The 21490-nt window shown below is 65.8% G+C and carries 19 protein-coding genes; 14 read left to right on the forward strand and 5 right to left on the reverse strand.

The window, feature by feature from the left end; genetic code table 11:
• Window positions 1-103 precede the first annotated feature (103 nt).
• The 7 genes from HQ354_RS02755 to HQ354_RS02785 are packed head-to-tail and all read left to right on the forward strand — an operon-like array spanning window position 104 to window position 6540.
• Complete coding sequence (locus tag HQ354_RS02755) at window positions 104-925, forward strand: metalloregulator ArsR/SmtB family transcription factor (RefSeq protein ID WP_167676760.1); 822 nt, start codon at window positions 104-106, stop codon at window positions 923-925.
• A complete protein-coding gene (gene sufB, locus HQ354_RS02760) occupies window positions 922-2376 on the forward strand; it encodes a Fe-S cluster assembly protein SufB (protein ID WP_068424238.1) in 1455 nt (484 codons plus the stop codon). The genes HQ354_RS02755 and sufB overlap by 4 nt, the downstream gene beginning before the upstream one ends.
• Window positions 2377-3609: a Fe-S cluster assembly protein SufD gene (gene sufD, locus HQ354_RS02765; RefSeq protein ID WP_068424236.1), complete on the forward strand. Its 1233-nt coding sequence runs from the start codon at window positions 2377-2379 to the stop codon at window positions 3607-3609.
• Window positions 3610-3640: 31 nt separating this feature from the next.
• Entirely contained in the window at window positions 3641-4411 is a 771-nt protein-coding gene (gene sufC / locus HQ354_RS02770; RefSeq protein WP_068424234.1) for a Fe-S cluster assembly ATPase SufC, read from the forward strand.
• 14 nt (window positions 4412-4425) lie between these two features.
• A complete protein-coding gene (locus HQ354_RS02775; protein WP_068425920.1) occupies window positions 4426-5688 on the forward strand; it encodes a cysteine desulfurase in 1263 nt (420 codons plus the stop codon).
• A 1-nt stretch (window position 5689) separates the two neighbouring features.
• The gene (sufU, locus tag HQ354_RS02780) at window positions 5690-6157 is read left to right on the forward strand and encodes a Fe-S cluster assembly sulfur transfer protein SufU (protein ID WP_068424232.1); all 468 of its coding nucleotides are present in this window, start codon (window positions 5690-5692) and stop codon (window positions 6155-6157) included.
• The gene (locus tag HQ354_RS02785) at window positions 6154-6540 is read left to right on the forward strand and encodes a metal-sulfur cluster assembly factor (RefSeq protein ID WP_068424231.1); all 387 of its coding nucleotides are present in this window, start codon (window positions 6154-6156) and stop codon (window positions 6538-6540) included. Before sufU ends, HQ354_RS02785 begins: the two co-directional genes overlap by 4 nt.
• 87 nt (window positions 6541-6627) lie before the next feature.
• Here HQ354_RS02785 and HQ354_RS02790 read toward each other — a convergent pair whose 3' ends face one another.
• From HQ354_RS02790 to HQ354_RS02800, 3 genes are read right to left on the reverse strand one after another with little or no spacing between them, the layout of a single operon-like run.
• Window positions 6628-7593 (reverse strand): Ku protein, encoded by a 966-nt coding sequence (locus HQ354_RS02790; protein WP_068424230.1) that lies wholly within the window; start codon window positions 7591-7593, stop codon window positions 6628-6630.
• A 51-nt stretch (window positions 7594-7644) separates the two neighbouring features.
• Window positions 7645-8775 (reverse strand): lycopene cyclase family protein, encoded by a 1131-nt coding sequence (locus HQ354_RS02795; RefSeq protein WP_254303474.1) that lies wholly within the window; start codon window positions 8773-8775, stop codon window positions 7645-7647.
• Window positions 8772-9560 (reverse strand): SDR family oxidoreductase, encoded by a 789-nt coding sequence (locus HQ354_RS02800; protein WP_068424224.1) that lies wholly within the window; start codon window positions 9558-9560, stop codon window positions 8772-8774. Before HQ354_RS02800 ends, HQ354_RS02795 begins: the two co-directional genes overlap by 4 nt.
• Window positions 9561-9717: 157 nt before the next feature.
• Here HQ354_RS02800 and HQ354_RS02805 point away from each other — a divergent pair, with 157 nt between their 5' ends.
• A complete protein-coding gene (locus tag HQ354_RS02805; RefSeq protein WP_068424222.1) occupies window positions 9718-11349 on the forward strand; it encodes an ABC-F family ATP-binding cassette domain-containing protein in 1632 nt (543 codons plus the stop codon).
• 109 nt (window positions 11350-11458) lie between these two features.
• The gene (locus tag HQ354_RS02810; protein WP_222634118.1) at window positions 11459-11746 is read left to right on the forward strand and encodes a helix-turn-helix domain-containing protein; all 288 of its coding nucleotides are present in this window, start codon (window positions 11459-11461) and stop codon (window positions 11744-11746) included.
• Here HQ354_RS02810 and HQ354_RS02815 read toward each other — a convergent pair.
• Together HQ354_RS02815 and acnA are read right to left on the reverse strand one after the other, a co-directional pair.
• Window positions 11743-12318 carry a TetR/AcrR family transcriptional regulator gene (locus HQ354_RS02815; RefSeq protein ID WP_068424218.1) on the reverse strand — a complete coding sequence of 192 codons (576 nt, stop codon included), beginning with the start codon at window positions 12316-12318 and terminating at the stop codon, window positions 11743-11745. The two genes, HQ354_RS02810 and HQ354_RS02815, sit on opposite strands and share 4 nt — an antisense overlap.
• Before the next feature lie 114 nt (window positions 12319-12432).
• On the reverse strand, window positions 12433-15237 hold the full coding sequence (acnA, locus tag HQ354_RS02820) for an aconitate hydratase AcnA (RefSeq protein WP_068424217.1): 2805 nt from the start codon (window positions 15235-15237) through the stop codon (window positions 12433-12435).
• A 340-nt stretch (window positions 15238-15577) separates the two neighbouring features.
• Between acnA and HQ354_RS02825 the strand changes: the two genes are divergently transcribed.
• The 5 genes from HQ354_RS02825 (at window position 15578) to HQ354_RS02845 (ending at window position 21467) form a co-directional block, all read left to right on the forward strand.
• A complete protein-coding gene (locus HQ354_RS02825; protein ID WP_222634119.1) occupies window positions 15578-16120 on the forward strand; it encodes a DUF6676 family protein in 543 nt (180 codons plus the stop codon).
• A gap of 415 nt (window positions 16121-16535) precedes the next feature.
• Window positions 16536-18062, forward strand: a complete 1527-nt coding sequence (locus HQ354_RS02830) for an NlpC/P60 family protein (protein ID WP_374107284.1) — start codon at window positions 16536-16538, stop codon at window positions 18060-18062.
• A 119-nt stretch (window positions 18063-18181) separates the two neighbouring features.
• On the forward strand, window positions 18182-19489 hold the full coding sequence (locus HQ354_RS02835) for an AAA family ATPase (protein ID WP_374107285.1): 1308 nt from the start codon (window positions 18182-18184) through the stop codon (window positions 19487-19489).
• Window positions 19486-20478, forward strand: coding sequence for a DUF58 domain-containing protein (locus tag HQ354_RS02840; RefSeq protein WP_222634121.1), 993 nt, complete (start codon window positions 19486-19488; stop codon window positions 20476-20478). Before HQ354_RS02835 ends, HQ354_RS02840 begins: the two co-directional genes overlap by 4 nt.
• Complete coding sequence (locus HQ354_RS02845) at window positions 20475-21467, forward strand: VWA domain-containing protein (protein ID WP_222634122.1); 993 nt, start codon at window positions 20475-20477, stop codon at window positions 21465-21467. Before HQ354_RS02840 ends, HQ354_RS02845 begins: the two co-directional genes overlap by 4 nt.
• Window positions 21468-21490 lie beyond the last annotated feature (23 nt).

The following is a 21490-nucleotide window of genomic DNA, read 5'->3' on the forward strand; positions in this document are numbered from 1 at the left end:
ACGGATATTCCCTGGTGCCGCCGGTCGGTGAAGAAGGGCACCCTTGGTGGACCGGTGCGGGTAATTCCGTCACACTGGTGTTGTGAAAACATCCGTCAGTCGCATGCGCGCCGCCGAGAACAGCCGTTCTCGTGCCGACGTGTCCGCGTCCGAGCAGGCTGTCGTCACGTCGAGTTCGCCGTCGTCGGTAGCCGCGCCCGTCGGTCACGAGGGGCAGACGCGGAACGCCGTCGTCACATTACTGCTCGAAGAAGGACCGATCACGGCGTCGGACATCGGGTCGCGGCTCGGTGTGAGCGCGGCAGGGGTCAGGCGCCATCTCGACGCACTCATCGAGACCGGCGAAGCGCGCGTCGCATCCTCGGCAGCCGTTCGGCATCGGGGCCGCGGTCGCCCCGCGAAGCACTTCCAGCTGACGGCCGTCGGACGGAACAGGCTGGGCCACACGTACGACGACCTGGCCGGTGCCGCGATGCGTCAGCTGCGCAAGATCGGTGGCGACGCCGCGATCGAGACGTTCGCCCGGCAACGCGTCGACGCCATCGTCGCCGACGTCGAGCCCGCGGCAGGTGAACGTGCAGTCGACGTCACCGAGGCAGCGGACCGGATCGCCGACGCGTTCACCGCCGCCGGTTTCGCCGCGTCCACCCGAAAGGTGGGCAACGGGGTGCAGATCTGCCAGCACCACTGCCCGGTCTCGCACGTGGCATCGGAGTTTCCGGAGTTGTGCGACGCCGAACGTCGTGCATTCTCCGAACTGCTCGGCACGCACGTCCAACGACTCGCGACCATCGCCAACGGCGATTGCGCATGCACCACCCACGTTCCACTGAACACCCCGCACGTTCGTTCCACCCCCTCCAGAACATCCGGTGCACAGCCCAGTGCCGGAGAACGTACAAGCCTCCGGAAGGAGCTCGCATGACCGTCTCACCAGACCAGGTGACCCCAGCTGCGCCCGCAGCCCCGCTGACGCAGGACGAGACCATTGCGTCACTCGGTAACTACGGATACGGATGGGCGGATTCGGACGTCGCCGGGGCAAGCGCTCAGCGCGGACTGTCCGAAGCGGTGGTTCGCGACATCTCGGCCAAGAAGAACGAGCCCGAGTGGATGCTCGAGGCCCGGCTGAAGGCCCTCAAGACCTTCGATCGCAAGCCGATGCCGTCGTGGGGTTCCGACCTCGACGGAATCGACTTCGACAACATCAAGTACTTCGTCCGCTCCAGCGAGAAGCAGGCAGCGACGTGGGACGATCTGCCGTCGGACATCAAGAACACCTACGACAAGCTCGGCATCCCCGAGGCCGAGAAGCAGCGCCTCGTGTCGGGCGTCGCGGCACAGTACGAGTCCGAGGTCGTCTACCACTCCATCCGTGAGGATCTCGAAGCTCAGGGTGTGCTGTTCCTCGACACCGACACCGCTCTGAAGGAGCAGCCGGAGCTGTTCCGCGAGTACTTCGGAACCGTCATTCCCGCCGGTGACAACAAGTTCTCGGCGCTCAACACGGCCGTGTGGTCGGGTGGCTCGTTCATCTACGTGCCGCCGGGCGTCCACGTCGACATCCCGCTGCAGGCGTACTTCCGCATCAACACCGAGAACATGGGTCAGTTCGAGCGCACGCTGATCATCGTCGACGAGGGTGCGTACGTGCACTACGTCGAGGGATGCACCGCGCCGATCTACAAGTCGGACTCGCTGCACTCCGCCGTCGTCGAGATCATCGTCAAGAAGGGCGGTCGCTGCCGCTACACGACCATCCAGAACTGGTCGAACAACGTCTACAACCTCGTCACCAAGCGCGCCAAGGCAGAAGCAGGGGCGACGATGGAGTGGATCGACGGCAACATCGGTTCCAAGGTCACGATGAAGTACCCGGCCGTCTGGATGACGGGCGAGCACGCCAAGGGCGAGGTTCTGTCGGTGGCGTTCGCCGGTCCGGACCAGCACCAGGACACCGGGTCGAAGATGCTGCACCTCGCGCCGCACACGTCGTCGAACATCGTCAGCAAGTCCGTCGCACGCGGTGGTGGACGCACGTCCTACCGCGGTCTGATCCAGATCAACAAGGGCGCACACGGCTCGCGTTCGACGGTCAAGTGCGACGCACTGCTCGTCGACACGATCTCCCGCTCGGACACCTACCCGTACGTCGACATCCGTGAGGACGACGTCTCGATGGGACACGAGGCGACGGTCTCGAAGGTCAGCGACGATCAGCTCTTCTACCTGATGAGCCGCGGCCTCACCGAGGACGAGGCGATGGCGATGGTCGTTCGCGGATTCGTCGAGCCGATCGCTCGCGAGCTCCCCATGGAATACGCGCTCGAGCTCAACCGGCTCATCGAGCTTCAGATGGAAGGATCGGTCGGTTAAGTGACCAACCCCGCAACAGGCGCGCAGGGTCCCCTCACGGGAGTGCAGGGCGCAGTGGCGTCCGAGAACCCCGGCGCGAAGGAAGACAAGTCGAAGCTGGTCGCCAACAAGGGCGCTCAGTTCACCTCCTACGACGTGAACGCGTTCGAGGTGCCGTCGGGACGTGACGAGCTGTGGCGGTTCACGCCTCTGCGTCGACTCCGTGGCCTGCACGACGGTTCCGCTGTCGCCACCGCCGGCTCCGACATCGCGGTCACCGCGGTGGACGGCGTCACCGTCGAGAAGGTCGGTCGCGACGACGACCGTCTCGGCGTGGCCGGTGTGCCCGCCGATCGTATTGCGGCGCAAGCGTTTTCGTCGTTCGCCGATGCGACCGTCGTGACCGTGGCGCGCGAGCAGGAGATCGCCGAGCCGATCGACGTCACCGTCACCGGCCCGGGTGCCGACGCGATCGCATTCGGTCACCTGCAGATTCGGCTCGAACCGTTTGCGAAGGCAACCGTCGTCGTCGACCAGGTCGGCAGCGGCACGTATGCCGAGAACATCGAGTTCGTCGTCGGCGACAGCGCGCAGCTCACCGTGGTGCTGCTGCAGAGTTGGCAGCAGGACGCCGTCCACGTCGCGGCACATCACGCTCGGCTCGGGCGCGATGCGGTGTTGCGGCACTTCAACGTCAGCCTGGGTGGCGATCTGGTTCGCGTCAGCCCGACGGTGCACTACGACGCACCCGGTGGCGACGCCGAACTCCTCGGCCTCTACTTCGCCGACGCCGGCCAGCACCTCGAGCAGCGACTGCTGGTCGATCACACGGCGCCGAAGTGCAAGTCCAACGTTCTCTACAAGGGTGCGCTGCAGGGCGAGACCGGTCCGGGCAAGCAGGACGCGCACACCGTTTGGATCGGCGACGTGCTCATTCGCGCCGAGGCCGAGGACACCAGCACGTTCGAGTTCAACCGGAACCTCGTTCTGACGGACGGTGCGCGCGCCGATTCGGTGCCGAACCTCGAGATCGAGACCGGCGAGATCCTCGGTGCAGGACACGCCAGTGCAACGGGACGATTCGACGACGAGCAGCTGTTCTATCTGCGCGCTCGCGGAATCTCCGAGGACGCAGCCCGACGTCTGATCGTCCGCGGCTTCTTCCACGAGATCATCGAACGTATTCCGGTGCCCGCCGTGCGCGAGCGTCTCGACGCCGCCATCGAGATCGAACTCGCCGTCACCGGCGCTTGAGCCCACCTCTCACACTTCGAAGGAACTACAGATGTCCACGCTCGAAATCCGCGACCTGCACGTCAGCGTCGCGCAGTCGGATCCGACCGCCCCGTCCATCGACATCCTCAAGGGCGTCGATCTGACCGTGAAGTCCGGCGAGACCCACGCGATCATGGGTCCGAACGGATCCGGCAAGTCGACGCTGTCGTACGCGATCGCCGGCCACCCCAAGTACACCGTGACGTCGGGCAGCATCACCCTCGACGGTGAAGACGTGCTCGAGATGTCCGTCGACGAGCGGGCTCGCGCAGGACTCTTCCTGGCGATGCAGTACCCGGTCGAGGTGCCCGGCGTCTCGATGTCGAACTTCCTGCGCACCGCCGCGACCGCGGTCCGCGGCGAGGCGCCGAAGCTGCGTCACTGGGTCAAGGAAGTCAAGACCGCCATGGGCGAACTCGAGATCAAGGAAGAGTTCGCCGAGCGCAGCGTCAACGAAGGCTTCTCCGGTGGCGAGAAGAAGCGCCACGAGATCCTGCAGCTCGGTCTGCTCAAGCCGAAGATCGCGATCCTCGACGAGACCGACTCCGGCTTGGACGTCGACGCGCTGCGCGTCGTGTCCGAGGGCGTCAACACCTACCGGGAGCGCGAGGACGGCGGCGTTCTGCTGATCACGCACTACACGCGAATCCTGCGCTACATCAAGCCCGATTTCGTGCATGTGTTCGTCGGCGGCAAGGTCGTCCAGTCGGGCGGCGCCGAGCTGGCCGACGAGCTCGAGACGAACGGATACGCAGGATTCACGCAGACCGCGACATTGTGAGGACGGAGGCACCGGTGGCTTCGAAGGACGATGCGTTCGACGTCGACACGATTCGCGCCGACTTTCCGATCCTCGGGCGAACCGTCCGCGACGACAAGCCTTTGGTGTACCTCGATTCCGGCGCGACATCGCAGCGTCCGGTACAGGTGCTCGACGCCGAACGTGACTTTCTGGTGACGTGCAACGCCGCGGTTCACCGCGGCGCGCATCAGCTGGCCGAAGAGGCAACCGACGCGTACGAAGGTGCCCGCGCGGCCATCGCGTCGTTCGTCGGCGCCGACGTGAACGAGTTGGTGTTCACCAAGAACGCCACCGAGTCGTTGAACCTCGTCACGCATGTGTTCGGAGACGATCGGTTCGAGCACCGGGTCGGTCCCGGTGACGAGATCGTGATCACCGAACTCGAGCACCACGCCAACCTCGTTCCGTGGCAGGAACTCGCGCGTCGAACGGGTGCCACACTGCGCTGGTACGGCGTCACCGACGACGGACGCATCGATCTCGATTCGCTCGAGCTGACCGACGCCGTCAAGGTCGTCGCGTTCACTCACCAGTCGAACGTGACCGGTGCCGTTGCACCGGTGGCCGAGCTGGTTCGCCGTGCTCGAGCCGTCGGCGCGCTCGTCGTGCTCGACGCGTGCCAGTCGGTTCCGCACATGACCGTCGACTTCCATGCACTCGACGTCGACTACGCGGCGTTCTCCGGGCACAAGATGCTCGGCCCGTCCGGCGTCGGCGTCCTGTACGGCAAGGCCGCCTTGCTCGACGCGATGCCGCCGTTCATCACCGGCGGGTCGATGATCGAGACCGTGACGATGGAGAAGACCACGTACGCGCCGCCGCCGCAGCGTTTCGAGGCCGGCGTGCCGATGACGTCGCAGGTCGTCGGTCTCGGTGCCGCGGTCGACTACCTCGGCAAGATCGGTATGTCACGCATCGCCGGTCACGAGCACAGCTTGGTCGGCGCGACCTTGGAGCGGTTCGCCGCACTCGACGGGGTACGGGTCGTCGGCCCGACGGACAACGTCGATCGGGGTTCGGCCATCTCGTTCGTCGTCGACGGAATCCACGCGCACGACCTCGGTCAGATTCTCGACGACGAGGGCGTCGCCATCCGCGTCGGACATCACTGCGCGTGGCCACTGCATCGTCGATTCGGGGTCGCGGCCACCGCCAGGGCGTCGTTCGCGCTCTACAACACGCTCGACGAAGTCGATGCCCTGGTCGCCGCCATCGAGCGAGCGCAGAGGTTCTTCGGAACCGGTGAGGTGGCCTGAGATGCGAATGGAACAGATGTACCAGGACGTGATCCTGGACCACTACAAACACCCGCACGGCCGCGGCCTACGTGAGCCGTTCGGTGCCGAGGTGCATCACGTCAACCCGACGTGCGGTGACGAGGTCACTCTCCGCGTGCACATCGACGACGCGGGCACCGTCGCGGACGTGTCCTACGACGGTCAGGGCTGCTCCATCAGCCAGGCGGCGACGTCCGTCCTCACCGATCAGGTCGTCGGATTGGCGGTCCCCGAGGCTCTGCGCATCGTCGACGCGTTCGGCGAGATGGTCGGAAGCCGGGGTAGCGTCGAGGGTGACGAGGACGTCCTGGGCGACGGAATCGCATTCGCCGGAGTGTCGAAGTACCCCGCACGCGTCAAGTGCGCGCTGCTCGGGTGGATGGCTTTCAAGGACGCGGTTGTTCGAATAGTAGAAGAAGCTCCCGCTCGATCCGGAGGACAGGCATGACCGAACCACAAGCACCCGAGACAGCAGCAGAGGACACGACCGCCGCTGCTCCGCTCACCCCCGAAGAGATCAAGGTTCTCGAGGACCTCGAAGAAGCCATGCGCGACGTCGTCGACCCCGAGCTCGGCATCAACGTCGTCGACCTGGGCCTCGTCTACGACATCAAGGTCGACGACGAAGAGATCGTCACGATCGACATGACGCTGACGTCGGCGGCGTGCCCGCTGACGGACGTCATCGAGGACCAGGCCCGCGGTGCTCTCGTGCGCAGCGGCCTGTGCGCGGATCTGAAGATCAACTGGGTCTGGATGCCGCCGTGGGGCCCGGACAAGATCACCGAGGACGGACGCGAGCAGCTCCGCGCACTCGGCTTCACCGTCTAGCGATCGAAACGCTTCACCTCAGCACGAGAAACGCTCCGCGTCGGAAACATGACGCGGAGCGTTCTTCGTTCTGCCACTACGTTCTGCTCAGGCGCCCTTGCGCGTCTCGCTCGTGCCACCGGACGACTTCTTGGCGGCAGTTTTCTTCGCTGCCGTCTTCTTGGCGGGGGCCTTCTTCGCGGGTGTCTTCTTCGCCGCTGCCTTCTTGGCAGGTGCCTTCTTCGCGGCGGACTTCCCGGACGATTCCGTGGACGAACTCTTGGCGTTCCGGCCCGCGGCCTCGACACTGCGCTGCAGTGCCGCGACCAGGTCGACCACCTCGGCGTCCTCGCCGTCGTCGGACGTCTCTTCCTCGGTGTGGATGACCTTTTCACCACCGTTCGCGATGGTGTCGTCGAGCAGCTTGCGGAGTTCGATCTGGTAGTCGTCGGTGAACTCGGTCGGATCGAAGTCCGACGACATGCTCTCCACCAGCGACGTCGCCATCTTCACTTCCTGCGGACGTGCCTCGGGTGCGTCGTCGAGCGACGGGAACTCCGCTGCACGCACCTCGTCGGGCCACAGAAGAGTTTGAATGACCAGTGTCTCGTCGCGGACGCGCAGCGCGGCGAGCCTGGTCTTCTGGCGCAGCGTGAAGTGCACGAGCGCGGTCCGTTCGGTTTCGAGAAGGGTCTGCCTCAACAGCACGTAGGCCTTCGGCGACGTCGAATCGGGCTCGAGAAAATAGCTCTTGTCGTAGAGAATCGGATCGATCTGATCGGTCGGAACGAATTCGAGCACCGGTATCTCGTGCTTCTCCGCTGCCGGTAGTTTGTCGAAGTCCTCGTCGGTCAGGACGACCCGATCACCGTCGGGGGAGTCGTACGCCTTGTCGATGTCGGCGAACTGCACCGACTTTCCGCATTCGGAGCACACCCGGTCGTACTTGATGCGGCCGCCGTCCTTCGCGTGCACCTGGTGGAACCTGATGTCGTGGGTCTCCGTCGCCGAATAGACCTTCACCGGCACGTTGACGAGTCCGAAGGCGATCGATCCTTTCCAGATGCTACGCATGGGGTTCATGATTCCCGAGAAACGACAGCCGTGTCGAGCGAAGGGACCGATTCATCTGCCGGCGACCGTTCTCGCGATCGCCAACCGCGCACTCGGGGGCAGCGTCGGAAACATGCGCATCATGGCGCCCAGCGTGCCGCGCAGGTCGTTTCCGCCCGACAGATAGGCCGTCTGAAGGGGTACCGACAACTCGAAGAAACTCGCGAAGAAATCCGGAATCTGACGAGCCTCCAGATTCAGCGCCGTCCGCAGGCCCAGGTTGCGCAGACGTTGAACGGCCCAGATGGACGGCGAATGTCCAGAGCGGCCGCTCGTCACCGTGGCGAGGAATGCATCCGTCGTCGCGAGCGATGCGGCGACGCTGTATCCGGTGGCCGGGTGCATCGACGCCGAGCGTGCTCCGAACCGCCGCACCCCGCGATCCGCCCGGTCGCGCGGAGGGGGCTGGACCGCGAATTTCACGCGTTCGACGGCTTCGTCGCCGGTCAGGTCGAGTCCGCGTGTGCTCAGGCGCTGGACAAGCCTGTCGCGCAACACATCCGACGTGAGCGCAGGCGCTCCGACGAGGCACGTCTCCTCGAGCAGGATTCGGTGTTCGTCGAGCGCGACGGCGTAGAGGAAGCTCGGTGTGTCGGCGGGGTCGGATCCGTTGTCGGACCGCCAGTCCATGAACCAGGCGCCCTCACCTTCGAGCAGTTTCTCGCCCACATGCCGCTCGACGACGACGCCGTATGCCGTTTGTTCCGCGAGGCCGGCCATTCCGACCGAACCCCGCGCGTCGACGACGGTGCGCCCGTGGATGACTCGTCCGTCTGCGAGCGTCACCTGATGGCAGCGCACGTCGGTCGCGGTGGCGGCGACGACCCTGGCGGGATCCACGACGAGAGCACGCTGCAGCGCCGGCGTGTCCAGGACGCAGTAGGTGCGCTCGATCGCCTGCCTGCGCGTCGTCCATGCCGCCGGCCGCGTGGTGGACGACGCCGCAACGGACAGAGGAAGCCAACTCGGTAGCTCGTCCGCCCACGCGGAATAGGTGGGAGTCCACGTTCGATTCGGATGCGCGTCGATGCCCAGGACATCGATGCCGGACGCCTCGGCGCGGTGCATCAGAGACCGGCCTGCCGGCCCCATGCCGATGACGACGAGGTCGGCCGATCGCCGGTGCGGTGCGGGCTCGTTCACAGCCCGCCGGTTGCCAGCAGGCCGCCGTCGACGCGAATCGTCTCGCCGGTGATCCACGACGACGCGTCGGACACGAGGAACCCGACCAGCGACGCGACATCCTCGGGAGTCCCGAGCCTCTTCATCGGGTACATCGCCGCGGCCTTGTCCTCGCCCGCCGCGACCAGCGCCTCCGCGAACTTGGTCTTCACGACGCCGGGTGCGACTGCGTTGACGCGAATCGACGGGCCGAGCTGCCAGGCGAGTTCTTCGGTCAACCGGATCAGCGCAGCTTTCGACGCACCGTAGGCGGCGATCACACCGGTGGACCGAAGGCCTGCCACGCTGGCGAGATTGACGACCGCCCCGCCGTGCTCGCCCATCCACTGGCGATAGGCCTCCTGCACGAATCCGAGGGTGGCGACGACGTTGGTGTCGAAGATCTTCTTGACGCCGTCGAGGTCGGCGTCCATCAGCGAGCCGTACACGGGGTTGATGCCGGTGTTGTTGACGAGAATGTCGATCGAGCCGAACTGCTCGATCGTCTGCGTCACCGCGTCACGTCGTGAATCCGCGTCGCCCGCGTTTCCCGGTACGGCGTGCACCCTCGCTGCGTCGCCGGCCTCGGCGCCGAGGTCGCGGGCCGCGTCGGCCAGCGGTTCCGGCTTTCGCGCGGTGATCGTGACCGAGGCGCCGCGGGCGAGCAACTCGGCCGCTATCGCCTTTCCGATGCCTCGACTCGCCCCTGTGACCAGAGCAACTCGTCCGGCAAGGTCCTTCTCGTCTGCTGTGTTCGCGGTGGTCATGCGCCAGACGTTACCGGGGTCACGGCCCATAGTGGCGGGAGCACACTCCGGGAGCGGCTAAAATGAGTGGTTGCTCGGGTCACCGTCCGGGCACCATTCGTAGCAAAGCCGATCGCGTCGACGTTCGGACCTGCCCGCTATCGCTAGGAGCTCATGCGTGATCACCGCCACCGACTTGGAAGTTCGTGCCGGTGTCCGCACGTTGCTCTCAGCCCCTGGACCTGCACTGCGCGTCCAGGCAGGTGACAGGATCGGTCTCGTCGGCCGTAACGGTGCAGGCAAGACCACCACGCTCCGGATTCTGGCGGGCGAGGGCGAACCGTACGCCGGCCAGGTCGTGCGTACGGGCGAGCTCGGGTACCTGCCGCAGGATCCGAAAGAAGGAGACCTCGACGTCCTGGCCAAGGACCGGGTGCTCTCCGCTCGCGGCCTGGACACGCTGCTGCGCCAGATGGAGAAGCAGCAAGCTCTGATGGCCGAGCTCGTCGACGACAACCGCCTCGACAAGGCCGTGCGCAAATACAGCTCCCTCGAAGAGCGGTTCGCGTCGCTGGGCGGGTACGAGGCGGAGAGCGAGGCCGCACGCATCTCGAACAGTCTCGGTCTGCCCGACCGCATCCTGGCTCAGCCGCTGCGCACATTGTCGGGTGGTCAGCGTCGTCGCGTGGAATTGGCGCGCATCCTGTTCGCGGCGTCCGACGGTAGCGGCGGTCGATCCACCACCACGTTGCTGCTCGACGAGCCGACGAACCACCTCGACGCGGACTCGATCAACTGGCTTCGTAGCTTCCTGCAGAACCACGAGGGCGGTCTGATCGTGATCAGCCACGACGTCGAACTGCTGGGGGACGTCGTCAACCGTGTTTGGTTCCTCGACGCCGTCCGCGGCGAGGCCGACATCTACAACATGAACTGGAAGAAGTACATCGACGCCCGGGCGACCGACGAGCAGCGTCGACGCCGCGAGCGCGCCAACGCCGAGAAGAAGGCGGGCGCGCTGCGCGCCCAGGCGGCCAAGATGGGCGCCAAGGCGACGAAAGCCGTTGCAGCACAGAACATGGCGAAGCGGGCCGACAAGTTGCTGGCCAACCTCGATGCCGAGCGCGTGTCGGACAAGGTCGCCCACATCCGCTTCCCCGAACCGGCACCGTGCGGCAAGACCCCGCTGATGGCCTCGAACCTGACGAAGATGTACGGATCGCTCGAGATCTTCGCCGGTGTCGACCTCGCCATCGACCGCGGCAGCCGCGTCGTCGTGCTCGGACTGAACGGTGCGGGCAAGACGACGCTCCTGCGCATCCTGGCCGGATCGGAGAAATCCGATTCCGGTCAGCTGGAACCCGGCCACGGTCTACGCGTCGGGTACTTCGCGCAGGAGCACGACACCCTCGACGACAACGCGTCGGTGTGGGAGAACATCCGACACGCGGCGCCGGACACGGGGGAGCAGGAGCTCAGGTCGCTGTTGGGTGCGTTCATGTTCACCGGCCCGCAGTTGGAGCAGCCCGCAGGCACGCTGTCCGGTGGTGAGAAGACTCGCCTCGCCCTGGCGGGTCTGGTGTCGTCGGCCGCCAACGTGCTGCTGCTCGACGAGCCCACCAACAACCTCGATCCGATCTCGCGAGAGCAGGTTCTCGACGCGCTGCGCAGCTACAAGGGTGCCGTCGTCCTCGTGACGCACGACCCGGGTGCAGCCGAGGCGCTCTCGCCCGAGCGTGTGATCCTGCTGCCCGACGGTACCGAGGATCACTGGTCTCAGGACTACCTGGAGCTCATTCAGCTGGCCTGACCGGTCGCTTCGGACGATTCGGCTGTTCTCCGATGGCGTCCGGTGACCTCCTCTACCCTGAAGTCACGGGGGGTTTTCGGTGAGTGAGGTTCGCTGACTGGAGGACGCCATGGGCCGCGCACAACCACGAGGGACCATCCCGAACGGTGATCCACGTGCGGGAGCTGTGTCCGCGGTCGGTGCCGAGTACACGAAAGGCACTCGTATCACCGGGGATTCGCGTGATCGGCTGCGGGCGATGCTCGTGGACCGGTACGCGTCGGGTGCGAGCATTCGATCGCTCGCCGAGCAGACCGGTCGCTCCTACGGATTCGTGCACAAGGTGTTGGCCGAGTCGGACACACCGCTGCGTACGCGCGGTGGTCCGAACCGACGTAAGTCCGCGCGGCCGGATTAGTTGTTCGTGTCCGACTTCCGCACGGACTCCTCGACGAGATCGAGAACTGCGGACAGGTTGCTGCCGTTCTGTCCCGACGCGATGCGCGCGACGAGGCCGTCCAGCACCAGATCCAGGTATTCGAGCACCACATCTTTCGGGACGTCGTCGCGTAGACGGCCCGCGGTCTTCTGCCGCTCGAGGCGGGCGAGAGTCGCATCGGTGAGTTCGGCCGACTGTTCCGACCAGCTCTCCCGGAACTCGCGGTCGGTCCTCAGTCGGCGCGCGATCTCCAACCTGGTTCCGAGCCACTCGAACCGATCGGGCTCGGCGAGCATGTCTCTCATGACCTGGACGAGACCCTGGTTCGCCGCGACCTCGGCCATGCGTCGGGCATCCTCCTGCGCAAGCGCGAGGAACAGGCCGTCCTTGTCCTTGAAATGGTGGAAGATCGCCCCTCGCGACAGCCCGGTGGCCTCTTCCAAGCGCCGTACCGTCGCGCCTTCGTAGCCGAACTCGCCGAAGCATCGTCGGGCGCCGTCGAGTATCTCGCTTCGTCTGGCGGCCAACTGATCTTCACTGACCTTGGGCACTTTGTCGTTCCTACTCTCGATGAAATCTCCGCCGAACGGCGATGGACCCGGAAGAAGCCACTTCCGGGTCCATCGCCGTGACGGAGCAGATCACTACTGCGGTCGAGGAACCGATCAGCCGCGAATCATGTTGCGCAGCACGTATTGCAGGATGCCACCGTTGCGGTAGTAGTCCGCCTCACCGGGGGTATCGATGCGCACGACGGCGTCGAACTCGATCTTGGTGCCGTCTTCCTTCGTGGCGGTCACGGCCATCGTCTTCGGCGTGACGCCCTCGTTCAGCTTCTCGATGCCGACGATGTCGAACGTCTCGGTGCCGTCGAGCTTCAGCGACGCGGCGCTCTCACCGGCCGGGAACTGAAGCGGGACAACGCCCATGCCGATGAGGTTCGAGCGGTGGATGCGCTCGAACGACTCGGTGATGACGGCCTTGACGCCGAGCAGACGGGTGCCCTTGGCGGCCCAGTCACGCGACGATCCCGAGCCGTACTCCTTGCCACCCAGCACGACGAGCGGGATGCCCGCTGCCTGGTAGTTCTGCGACGCGTCGTAGATGAACGCCTGCGGGCCGCCGTCCTGCGTGAAGTCGCGGGTGTAACCGCCCGAGACGTCGTCGAGGAGCTGGTTGCGCAGACGGATGTTCGCGAACGTTCCGCGAATCATCACCTCGTGGTTACCGCGACGCGAGCCGAGGGAGTTGTAGTCCTTGCGCTCGACGCCGTGCGCGTCGAGGTACTGCGCGGCCGGGGTACCGGACTTGATCGGGCCTGCCGGGCTGATGTGGTCGGTGGTGACCGAGTCGCCGAGCAGTGCCAGAACGCGTGCACCCTTGATGTCCTCGACGGGGGCCGGGTCCATCGTCATGCCGTCGAAGTACGGAGCCTTGCGGACGTACGTCGAGTTCTCGTCCCACGCGAAGGTGTCGCCCTCGGGCGTCTCGAGGTTCTGCCAACGGCTGTCGCCGGCGAAGATCGTCTCGTAGGACTTGCTGAACATGTCCCGACTGATCGCGGACTGGATGGTCTCCTCGATCTCCTGCGAGGACGGCCAGATGTCCTTCAGGTAGACGGGGTTGCCGTCCTGATCCGTTCCGAGCGAGTCGCTCTCGAAGTCGAAGTCCATCGTTCCGGCGAGACCGTACGCGATGACCAACGGAGGCGAAGCCAGGTAGTTCATCTTGACGTCGGGGGAGATGCGACCCTCGAAGTTACGGTTTCCGGAGAGAACCGCGGTGACGGACAGGTCGTTGTCGTTGATCGCCTTGGAGATCGGCTCGAGCAGCGGGCCGGTGTTGCCGATGCACGTGGTGCATCCGTAGCCGCCGAGGTAGTAGCCGAGCTTCTCGAGGTACGGCCACAGGCCGGCCTTCTCGTAGTAGTCGGTGACGACCTGCGAGCCCGGAGCCATGTTGGTCTTGACCCACGGCTTGGTCGACAGACCCTTCTCGACGGCGTTGCGTGCGAGCAGCGCAGCTCCGAGCATGACCGACGGGTTGGAGGTGTTGGTGCACGAGGTGATACCCGCGACGACCACGGCGCCGTGGTCGAGAACGAACTCTCCGGCCTCGTCGGTGACGACCTTGACCGGCTTGGTCGGGCGACCCTCGGAGCCGTTGGCGGCCGACTGAACGTCGACGGCACCGTCGTCGGCGAAGGACAGCACGGCCGGATCGCTCGCCGGGAACGACTCTTCGACTGCCTCGTCGAGCTGGGTGTGCTCGGCCGGGTAGTTCTCCTCCACGTAGTTGTGGATGTCCTTGCGGAACGCGACCTTGGAGTCCGACAGCAGGATTCGGTCCTGCGGACGCTTCGGGCCTGCGATCGAGGGGACGACAGTGCTGAGGTCGAGCTCGATGTACTCGGAGTACTCGGCTTCGTTGTCCGGGTCGTGCCAGAGGCCCTGCTCCTTGGCGTACGCCTCGACGAGAGCGATCTGCTCGTCGCTGCGGCCGGTGAGGCGCAGGTAGTTGATGGTCTCGTCGTCGATCGGGAAGATCGCTGCGGTGGAACCGAATTCGGGGCTCATGTTGCCCAGCGTCGCGCGGTTGGCCAGAGGAACCTCGGCCACGCCCTTGCCGTAGAACTCGACGAACTTGCCGACCACGCCGTGCTTGCGCAGCATGTCGGTAGCGGTCAGCACGACGTCGGTCGCGGTGACGCCCGGCTGGATCTCACCGGAGAGCTTGAACCCGACGACGCGGGGGATGAGCATCGAGACGGGCTGGCCCAGCATGGCTGCCTCGGCCTCGATACCGCCGACGCCCCAGCCCAGCACGCCGAGGCCGTTGACCATCGTGGTGTGCGAGTCGGTGCCGACACAGGTGTCGGGGTAGGCCTGGCCCTTGCGGGTCATGACCGTCGGTGCCAGGTATTCGATGTTGACCTGGTGGACGATGCCCATGCCGGGGGGGACGACCTTGAAGTCGTCGAACGCGCCCTGGCCCCAACGCAGGAACTGGTAACGCTCGCCGTTGCGCTCGTATTCGAGGTCGACGTTGCGCTCAAGGGCGTCGGCCTTGCCGAAGACGTCGAGGATGACCGAGTGGTCGATGACCATGTCGGCGGGCGACAGCGGGTTGACCTTGTTCGGGTCGCCGCCGAGGGTCGTCACAGCTTCGCGCATGGTGGCGAGGTCGACGACGCAGGGAACGCCGGTGAAGTCCTGCATGATGACACGTGCAGGGGTGAACTGGATTTCGATGCTGGGGTCCGCGGACGGGTCCCACGACGCGATCGAACGAATGTGGTCGGCGGTGATGTTGGCACCGTCCTCGGTGCGAAGGAGGTTCTCCGCGAGGACCTTCAGCGCGTAGGGCAACTTCTCGGCGCCGGGCAGGGCCGACAGACGGAAGATCTCGTACGAGTTCTCTCCGACTTCGAGGGTGCCCTTTGCACCGAATGAATCATTACTGGCGGTCACTTCAGCTCCACTCGTCTATGAGGCACACCGCCGACGGGGCTGTGTCGACGGTTGAAGCGAGGCGTACGTCGCGGGCCGGTTGGCGCGGGTGAACGTCTCGTTCTCGAGTCTAACAGTACGCTTGTCCGGTTGAAACGAAGGGCAGCCTACATGTTCGTACGGTTGCCGTTCGGAGTCGATTTTCGTGTAGTTGCTGTGGGTTCGCAATGCAGGGCAGCCTCAGTCTCTCCGGCGTGGACCGGCGGGCCGACGACTCGAAGACGCCCCGTGACGCTATGGTCTGTGCGGTGCGGTCGCTTCCGCCCCCGACATTCCTTTCCTAGATCCGACTGGACGAGAGATGCCTGAACCGATCCACGCCATTGCTCCGCTCGCGGCCTTCGTTCCCCTTGCCGCGGACATCCCGCCGGGCGTCGACGTGGATTCGATCGTGGCTGCGGTCGAGGCGACCGGAGTGAGCGCACCTGCTTCCGTCGAAGACGGTTTGCTCGATGCGGTCCAGCGCGCGGAGGACAACGGCATCGATCTGAGCATCGTCGTCGTCGAACAGAACGCGTCGCACGATTCGCAGCTCCGAGATCTGGCGACGGCCGTGGGCGCGCAGGACGGCGGCACGGTTCTCGTGCTGAGTCCGGGACAGGTCGGATCGTTCAGCGATTCCGTCTCGCGCGTCGTGCTGGAAGCCGGACAGGACCGCACGTACACCGGTGACCCCGTCGTGGCGGCGGACAACTTCGTCGACACACTGACCGGAGACCAGACGCCGTGGGCACTGATGACCGGCGTCATCGTGGTCGTCGTCGCCGGTGCAGCCGCGGCCACTGCGGTCGCCAAAGTTCGTCGGCACACGTCGGTCGAGCAGCGGCCGACAGTCGACCGGTAGCAGCCGTTCACAACAGCGCCCCGACCACGCGGTCGGGGCGTTCGTCGTGTCGGGGTCACGATCCCCGGAAAAAGACCGAAGAACTGTTTTCGTCATAACCCGAGTTCAGCGCGTTTTCGCTGGTCGAATTACAAATGTGTTCTTTGTGACTGGAGTTTCATTAGTGGGCGAAGTGTCGTACGGTGCCATTGGCACTGCTGGGGAAGGAGTGTCGCAGAGGGCAGAGGTCTATCCGTGGGGAAACGGTCGACCGATGCTTCGGGTGTGACCGACGTGGTCTGCACCTGTCGTGTTGCTGCGTGCTTTCTTCCTGCTCGGCGAGTGAGCAGACGCATCCGACGTGGATGCGACGGGCCGCTCGACCGGCGACGACGTTCATCGAACGCCGCGAGTGCCGGGACCGAGGGAGACATTTGTGAGGCGACGGGCATTCCGCAGTACTCGCCGTAGGACATTCTCGGGTTCTGCTCGACTACTGGTCGGGGTCGGCCTGGTCGTTTCGCTGATGAGCGCAGTGTCCGGTACCGCAGCCGCAGTTCCACCGCCACCTCCCAACCCGTCCGATTCGGACCTCGCCGCAGCCGGCTCGCGCGTCGACTCGTCGCTCGGTGCGGTCGGCGACCTGATCAATCAGGTTGCGGCCGCGAACCAGCAGTTGGCGCAGCTCGACAACGACGTCGCCATCAAGCGCGAGGACGTCAACAAAGCGCTCGTCGACCTCCAGAACGCTCGCGACGCGGCGGATCTGGCGGCGCAGGTAGTGGCGACGGCGCAACAGGCTCTCGCCGACGCCGGTGGCCGAATTCAAGCCGCGCAGCTGAAATTCGACGAATTCGCGCGGTCGAGCTACACGCAGGGCTCGGGAGTCGCGTCGGTCGCGTCGTTCCTCGGTTCGACGGGCCCGGACGACATCCTCGACCGCGCGCAGGTGTTGCGGGTGTTGTCGAACAGCCAGAATGCGGTGCTCGACGGTCTGCAGCGTGCACGTGCCGAGGAGGCCAACAAGGAGTCGACGGCGCGCGAATCCAAGCAGCAGGCCGACGCCGCGTCCGCCGAGGCCGAGAACAAGAAGGCCGAAGCGGAAGAAGCGATCGCCGTCGCCCGCGCCGCGTTGCAGGCCCAGGCCGATCAGAAGGCCGCGATCGAGAGCCAGCGTGACGCTGCCCAGGTGCAGCTCGACGCGGCTCGGTCCGACGTCGCCGGTCTGCAAGGCCAGCGTGCGGCGTATTCGGCGTGGGAGCAGCAGAAGGCTGCAGAAGACGCCGCCATCGCCGCCGCGGCCGCCGCAGCGAGAGAAGCTGCTGTTCAGGCCGCCGCGAGGGTCGCAGCGAACCAGGCGGCGGCAGCAGCTGCCGCGGCTGCTGCCGCCGGCCAGCGAGCCCACACCGACATCGACGACGACGAATCCAGCAGCATCGGTGACACCGACACCGACACCGACAGCAGTTCGGGAACCCCCGCGACGCCGACGCCGAAGAAGCCGCGCAGTTCGGGCCAGTCGAACCCGTCGCTCACCGGAAGCGCCGCCATCGAGCTCGCGATCGACCGCGGTATGTCGCAGCTCGGCGTTCCGTATTCGTGGGGCGGCGGCGACGAGAACGGCCCGACGAAGGGCATCCGCGACGGTGGCGTCGCCGACAGTTACGGCGACTACAACAAGGTCGGATTCGACTGCTCCGGCCTCATGATCTACGCGTTCGCAGGTCTCGGGATCTCGCTCCCGCATTACACCGGCTACCAGTACACGGCAGGCAAGCAGGTGCCGTCCTCGGACATGAAGAGGGGCGACATGCTCTTCTACGGTCCCAACGCGAGCCAGCACGTCGCGTTGTATCTCGGCGACGGCAAGATGCTCGAGGCGCCCCAATCGGGTGACGTCGTCAAAGTTTCACCCGTCCGATACGACGGCATGACGCCGTACGCCGTGCGTATGGTGTCCTGAGCGGGTGTAGTTCGCCGGTGGCCTCGGCCTTCCGGCACGCGAGAGAATCACCTGGAATAGTTGGCGGGGGGACACCGACGTGCCCGAGAGACGATGCGAATGAAAGCGGTGAATTCTTGGTGACATCACGTGACGGCAGCGAACCGAACGGCAGTGTGCCGAGCGGGGGCGGTTCGAGCCGGACGGACACCTCGGCTCTCGCCCAGGATGTTCAGACGCTCGAGAAGGCCGTGTACGAGGTCAAGCGTGTGATCGTCGGCCAGGATCGGCTGGTCGAGCGCATTCTGGTCGGCCTGTTGGCCCGTGGCCACGTTCTTCTCGAAGGCGTTCCCGGCGTGGCGAAGACGCTCGCGGTCGAGACTTTCGCGAAGGTGGTCGGCGGATCGTTCTCTCGTGTTCAGTTCACGCCCGACCTCGTACCGACCGACCTGATCGGTACGCGCATCTACCGGCAGGGCCGCGAAGAGTTCGACACCGAACTCGGCCCCGTGGTCGCCAACTTCGTTCTCGCCGACGAGATCAACCGCGCACCTGCGAAGGTGCAGTCGGCGCTGCTCGAAGTCATGGCCGAGCGGCACGTGTCCATCGGCGGCAAGACGTTCCCGATGCCCGATCCGTTCCTCGTGATGGCGACGCAGAACCCGATCGAGAACGAGGGTGTGTACCCGCTTCCCGAGGCGCAGCGCGACCGCTTCCTGTTCAAGATCGTCGTCGACTACCCGTCGGTCGAGGAAGAACGCGAGATCGTCTACCGCATGGGAACGGCAGTGCCGACACCCAAGCAGATCCTCGACCCCGTCGAGCTGGTCAGGCTGCAGAACGTCGCGAGCCAGGTGTTCGTGCATCATGCGCTCGTCGACTACGTCGTCCGAGTCATCGCCGCCACCAGGACCCCGGAACAGCTGGGCCTCGACGACGTCGCCAGTTGGATCGCGTACGGCGCGTCACCACGAGCCACGCTGGGCATCATCTCGGCGTCCCGCGCGCTTGCGCTGCTCCGTGGACGCGACTACGTCGTTCCGCAGGACGTCCTCGAAGTGATCCCCGACGTGCTGCGTCACCGTCTCGTGCTGTCGTACGACGCGCTCGCCGACGAGGTCACACCCGAGGACGTCATCACGCGCGTGCTGCAGACGGTGGGTCTGCCTCAGGTGTCACCGCAGGCCGTTCCCGTTCCGCAGCAACAGGTTTCGCAGCAAGCGGTTACGCAGCAGCAGGGGCCGCATCAGGCGCCTGCCCACCCGCACGCCCCGCAGCAGCCGCACGCACAGCAGCCCGGACCGCACCAGCAGGGACCGCAGCAGCAGCACGGACCGCAACAGCCGGGCCAGGCGCCGTTCCCCGGTAACGGGCAGCAGGGTGCACCGGCGCCGAACCTGGACAAGTCCGCTGGCAATTCTCCGGCCGTGGGTAGCCAGAAGCAGTGAGTGGGGCAGCAGCCGGCGCGGCCGCTCGGTCGTCCGACGCGCGTCCGCCCTCGTTTCGCAGCGGTGAGCTTCGGGACCCGACGCTGACGGCGGCGCTCCGCACTCTCGAGCTGACGGTGCGTCGTCGACTCGACGGTGTGCTGCACGGAGACCACCTCGGGTTGATTCCCGGGCCGGGCTCCGAGCCCGGTGACGCACGCGAGTACCAGCCGGGCGACGACGTACGCCAGATGGACTGGTCCGTCACCGCTCGCACGACGCATCCACACGTCCGGCAGTCGGTCGCGGACCGGGAGCTCGAGACCTGGATGGTCGTCGACCTGTCGGCCAGCCTCGACTTCGGCACCACCGGATGTGAGAAGCGCGATCTCGCGGTCGCCGCGGCGGCGGCCATCACGCATCTGACGAGTGGTGGAGGCAATCGGATCGGCGCGGTGGTCGCAACGGGCGAGAACACGACGCGAATTCCGGCGCGCGGTGGCCGAGTGCACCTTCAGTCGATGCTTCGAACCATCGCGACGACGCCGAGTGCGGCGGACGGTGTTCGCGGAGATCTGCGGGGTGCCATCGAGTCGTTGCGTCGGCCGCAGCGGCGGCGCGGTATGGCTGTCGTCATCAGCGACTTCCTCGGTGAGATCGACTGGGAGCGTTCGCTCCGTGCCATCGCGGCTCGGCACGACGTGCTCGCCATCGAAATTCTGGACCCGCGGGATCTCGAACTACCCGATATCGGAGATGTGGTGTTGCACGATCCCGAATCCGGTCGCACGCGCGAGTTCAGCGTGACTCCGCGTCTCCGCGAGGACTTCGCGGAGGCCGCAGCGAATCATCGGTCCGAGGTCGAACGAGCGTTGCGTCGCTGCGGAGCACCGCGGATGACGCTCCGCACCGACGGGGACTGGATCGCCGACGTCGTCCGCTTCGTCTCGTCGCGGCGGCACACGCTCGGTGCGGGTGCCGTCACCAACGCTCGGGTGGGTCGCCGGTGAGTCTGTCGGATTTCACGTCACCGTGGTGGTTGCTGTTCCTGCTCGTCGTGATCGGCCTCGTCGTCGGTTACGTTCTCGTGCAACGCGCGCGCCACAGGCACACGTTGCGCTTCTCCAACATGGACCTGCTGGAGAAGGTCGCGCCGACGCGTCCCGGCTACTGGCGGCATGTTCCGACCGCGCTCGTACTCGTCGGCTTGCTGCTGTTGACGGTTGCCCTCGCCGGTCCCACATCGGATCAGAAGGTTCCACGGAACCGGGCGACCGTCATGCTCGTCATCGACGTGTCGCTGTCGATGGAGGCCACCGACGTCGAACCGTCGCGCCTGGCTGCTGCGCAGGAGGCAGGCAAGTCGTTCGCCGACGGGTTGACGCCCGGCATCAACCTCGGTCTCGTGGCGTTCGCGGGCACCGCGTCGGTGCTGGTCTCGCCGACGGCGAATCGTGAAGCGACCAAGACGGCCATCGACAAGCTGCAGCTGAGCGAACGTACCGCGACGGGCGAGGCGATCTTCACGTCACTGCAGTCCATCGACACACTCGGTGCCGTCCTGGGCGGCGGTGACGCGGCGCCGCCCGCACGCATCGTGCTGTTGTCCGACGGCAAACAGACCGTTCCCGAGAGCCCGGACGATCCGCGCGGCGGCTACACGGCCGCACGTGCGGCCAAGGACAAGAACGTTCCGATCTCGACCATCTCGTTCGGCACCAGCTACGGCACCGTCGACATCGAGGACGATTCCGGTGTCGAACGTGTCCCCGTTCCCGTGGACGACCCGTCGCTTCGAGAGATCGCGAACCTGTCGGGCGGAAGTTTCTTCACGGCGTCGTCGCTCGAGGAACTGCGCGCGGTGTACGACACTCTCGAAGAGCAGATCGGATTCGAGATCACACGGGGCGACGCGAGTCGCCCGTGGCTGATTCTCGGAGTCCTTTTCACCGCAACAGGATTGGGCACGGCTTTGGTCCTGCGGCAAAGATTGCCGTGATTCCCTGTTACTACTCACCAGTA

It is taken from the genome of Rhodococcus sp. BP-261, from assembly GCF_019835205.1.
In the GTDB taxonomy this organism is placed as follows: Bacteria; Actinomycetota; Actinomycetes; order Mycobacteriales; family Mycobacteriaceae; genus Rhodococcoides; species Rhodococcoides kyotonensis_B.